A 4,269-nucleotide genomic window follows, 5' to 3' on the forward strand; every position below is an offset into this window, starting at 1 on the left:
CCCACCCAGCACACCCGTGCCACCGGTCACCAACACCGCACCCTCCCCACCGAAACCCACATCACCGACCACGGGCGCGGTCACACGGGTCAGTCGGGGGGCGTGGAGCGCAGTGCCCCGGGCGGCCAGCTGGGGTTCGCCCGTCGCGAGGGCGGCCGTGAGCAACGGGCCGAAAGCGGCGTCGTCGTACGATGCGTCCGTGTCGAGGAGGACGAACCGGTCGGGGTTCTCCGCCTGCGCCACCCGGACCAGACCCCACACGGCCGCCCCCGCCGGATCGGTCGCCGTCCGCCCGTCCCCGGCGGGCACCGCACCCCGGGTGCGCACGACGAGGCGTGTCCCCTCGGTCCTGGGCTCGGCGAGCCAGGCCTGGACGATCTCCAGCGCCGCGCTGGTCAGCGCCAGCACCTCGGTGTCGGTCGTCCCGTCCGCGACGCACTCGACCAGCGCGGCGGCCGGCGGCTCGGTGCTGTCCAGCAGTGCCGCCAACCCGTCCGGGCCGGAGAGCGTCACCCATTCCGGTGCCGGCGCGGCCGGCCGGGGCGTGGGCAGTTCGGTCCACTCCACGTGGAAGAGGGCGTCGTCCGTGCCGGTGCCGGTGTCCCGGGTGGCCAGGCGGTCGGCGGCGACCGGTCGCAAGGTCACGGCGTCCGCCGTCAGCACCGGGCCACCGGTCTCGTCGGCCGCCTCGATCGAGACGGCGCCTCCGGCGGAGCGGACCAGGCGCGCGCGCAGCACGGTGGCGCCCGTGGCGTGCAGCACCACCCTGTTCCACTCCAGCGGCTGCCACACCTTGTCCCCGTCACCCGCCGTGGCCTCCTGGACGGCCGGGTGCAGGACGGCGTCGAGCAGCGCCGGGTGGACGCCGTACCGGTCCGCCCCGGTCCCGTCCTCCTCCGGCAGCGCCGCCTCGGCGAACAGCTCGTCACCGCGCCGCCACAGCCCGCGCAGTCCCTGGAAGAGCGGCCCGTAGGTGTGCCCGTGGGCGATGAGTTCGGTGTAGAGGTGGTCCGTGTCCACTCGCTGTGCGCCGGGGGGTGGCCAGGCGGTGAAGTCGTGGCCGAGTGTCGTGCCGCCGGTCGTCGGTGTCAGGATGCCGGTGGCGTGGCGGGTCCAGACGACCGGTCCCTCGGAGCCGGTGGAGCCGTCGGGGGCCGCGTACACCTCCACGCTCCTGGAGCCGGTTCCGTCCGGTCCGCCGACGGTGATCTGGAGTCGTACGGCACCCTGCTCGGGGACGACCAGCGGGGCTTCGACGACCAGTTCGTCCAGGACTCCGCAGCCGACCTCGTCACCGGCCCGGACGGCCAGCTCGACCAACCCGGTGGCGGGTACGAGGACCACGCCGCCGAGGGCGTGGTCGGCCAGCCAGGGATGCGTGCGCAGGGACAGCCGCGAGGTGAGCACCAGCCCGTCCGACTGCGGCAGTGGGACCAGCGCGCCCAGCAGCGGGTGGTCCGCGCCGGCCAGGCCCAGCGCCGCCGCGTCGACCAGGGACTCCGTCATCCGCAGCCAGTAGTGCTGGTGGTCGAAGGCGTACGTCGGCAGGTCCACATGCACGCCGGTGGCACCCTCGGGCAACACCGCCGCCCAGTCCACCTTCACCCCCCGCACGAACAACTCCGCCACCGACAGCACGAGTGTCTGCTCCTCGCCGCGGTCGTCACGCAGGGCGGGCACGCTCGCGGCACCCTCACCGGCGGACTCGGCGATCGCACCACTGAGGGCGCCACCCGGGCCCAGCTCCAAGAACACCGACCCACCCGACGCGGCAACACCGTCGGCGAAACGAACCGGGCGACGGACGTGATCCACCCAATAGGCCGGGTCCGTCAACAGACCGGGCTCGGCGACCTGCCCGGTCACGTTCGACACCACCGGGATCCTCGGTTCGTGCCACGTCAGCCCCGCCAACACCTCGCCGAACTCGGCCAACATCGGCTCCATCAACGCCGAGTGGAAAGGGTGCGAGACGGTCAACCGCTTCACCCGGCGGCCCTGCTCCCGCAGCCGCTCCGCCACCGCCAGCACGGCGTCCTCACCACCCGACAGGACCACCGAACCCGCAGCGTTCACCGCCGCCAAGTCCACGCCAGCGCCGAGGTGTTCCGCGATCTCGGCCTCACTCGCCGCCACCGCCACCATCGCCCCACCCGACGGCAACGCCTCCATCAACCGGCCCCGGGCCGCCACCAACGCCGCCGCATCCTCCAGCGACAACACCCCCGCCACATGCGCGGCGACGACCTCACCGATCGAATGCCCGACCACCACATCCGGCCGCACACCCCACGACTCCACCAGCCGGAACAACGCCGACTCCACCGCGAACAACCCGGCCTGCGCGAACACCGTCCGATCCAACAGACCGCCCACCACACCGAACACCACATCCCGCACCGAATGCTCAACCGCACCCGCGAGCTGTGTGTCGAGGGCCGCGCACGCCTCATCGAAAGCCCGCGCGAAGACGGGGAACCGCGCATACAACTCCGCGCCCATCCCCACACGCTGCGACCCCTGCCCAGGGAACACGAACACCGTCCTGCCGTCGGCCCCCGATCCCGTCACCACGACCGGGGACGCCTCCCCCGCGGCCAGCGCGCCCAGCCCCGCCACGGCCTCCGCACGCGAACCGGCGACGACCACCGCCCGCTCCGGCAGAGCCGCCCGCTGCGTGATCAGGGCACCGGCGACGGCGCCCAGGGGGATGTCCGTGGCGCCGGTGAACTGCGCCAGCCGGTCGGCCTGGCCGATGAGGGAGCCCGTGCTCCGCGTGGAGAGGACCAGCGGCAGGACCCCGTCGGCCGGGGGTGACGCCGGTGCGGTGATGTCGTCTTCCTCTGGTGCAGGCTCCGGTGCCTGTTCCAGGATCAGGTGCGCGTTCGTGCCGCTCACCCCGAACCCGGACACGCCCGCCCGCCGCGGCCGGTCCGTCTCGGGCCAGGGGTTGGTGCGGTGCAGGAGCCGGACGGCGCCCGCGTCCCAGTCGACGCGGCTGCTGGGCTCGTCCGCGTGCAGGGTGGCGGGCAGGACGCCGTGGCGCAGGGCCTGCACCGTTTTGATCACACCGGCGACTCCGGCGGCGGCCTGGGTGTGTCCGATGTTGGACTTCAACGAGCCGAGCCACAGCGGCTCTTCGCGGTCCTGGCCGTAGGTGGCGAGGAGGGCCTGCGCCTCGATGGGGTCACCGAGGACCGTGCCCGTGCCGTGGCCCTCGACGGCGTCCACGTCCGCCGGGGTCAGCCCCGCGTTGGCGAGCGCCTTGCGGATCACCCGCTGCTGCGACGGCCCGTTGGGAGCCGTGAGGCCGTTGGACGCGCCGTCCTGGTTCACGGCGCTGCCCCGGATCACCGCGAGGACCCGGTGGCCCTTGCGCTGGGCCTCCGAGAGGCGTTCCAGTACGACGACGCCCGCGCCCTCGGCCCAGCCCGTGCCGTCGGCCGTGTCCGCGTACGACTTGCAGCGGCCGTCGGCGGCGAGGCCCCGCTGACGGGAGAAGTCCACGAAGGTGTGCGGGGTGGCCATGACACTGGCGCCGCCCGCCAGGGCCATCGAGCACTCGCCGCGCCGCAGTGCCTGGGCCGCGAGGTGGATGGCGACCAGGGATGAGGAGCAGGCGGTGTCCACGGTGACCGCGGGACCCTCGAAGCCGAAGACGTAGGAGACGCGGCCGGAGGCGACGCTGCCCGCGCCCCCGGTGCCGGCGTACCCCTCGAGTTCCGGCGGGAGGTTGCCGCCGAGGAAGTAGTCGACGCCCATGATGCCGTTGAAGACGCCGACGTCCGCGCCCTTGAGGGAGAGCGGGTCGATGCCGGCCTGTTCCAGCGCCTCCCACGAGGTCTCCAGCAGCAACCGCTGCTGCGGGTCCATGGCCAGCGCCTCACGGGGTGAGACACCGAAGAACTCGGCGTCGAACAGGCCGGCACCGCGCAGGAATCCGCCCTGGCGGGCGTAGGAGGTGCCCGCCTTGTCGGGGTCGTCGTCGAACAGCGTGTCCAGGTCCCAGCCACGGTCGGCGGGGAAGTCGGACACGGCGTCCCGGCCCTCGGCGACCAGCCGCCACAGCTCCTCCGGGGTCGTCACGCCGCCGGGCAGCCGGCACGCCATGCCGACGATCGCCACCGGCTCGTCCGCGTTCCGCCGGACCTGACGGCGCAGGTCGTGCAGTTCGGTCGTGACGCGCTTGAGGTACTTGAGGAGTTCCTGCTCTGTGGCCATCTTCCATTCCTCACCGAGGGTTTGACGGTCCGCGACGCGACGTGACGG

Annotated in this window: 1 pseudogene; it reads right to left on the reverse strand. The window is 73.2% G+C overall.

The window, feature by feature from the left end:
- Positions 1 to 4,191: pseudogene (locus ACIQVT_RS30170) on the reverse strand (type I polyketide synthase); the annotation flags it as partial.
- Between the last annotated feature and the right edge of the window lie 78 nt (positions 4,192 to 4,269).

It is taken from the genome of Streptomyces sp. NPDC100445, from assembly GCF_044759735.1.
Lineage (GTDB): Bacteria > Actinomycetota > Actinomycetes > Streptomycetales > Streptomycetaceae > Streptomyces.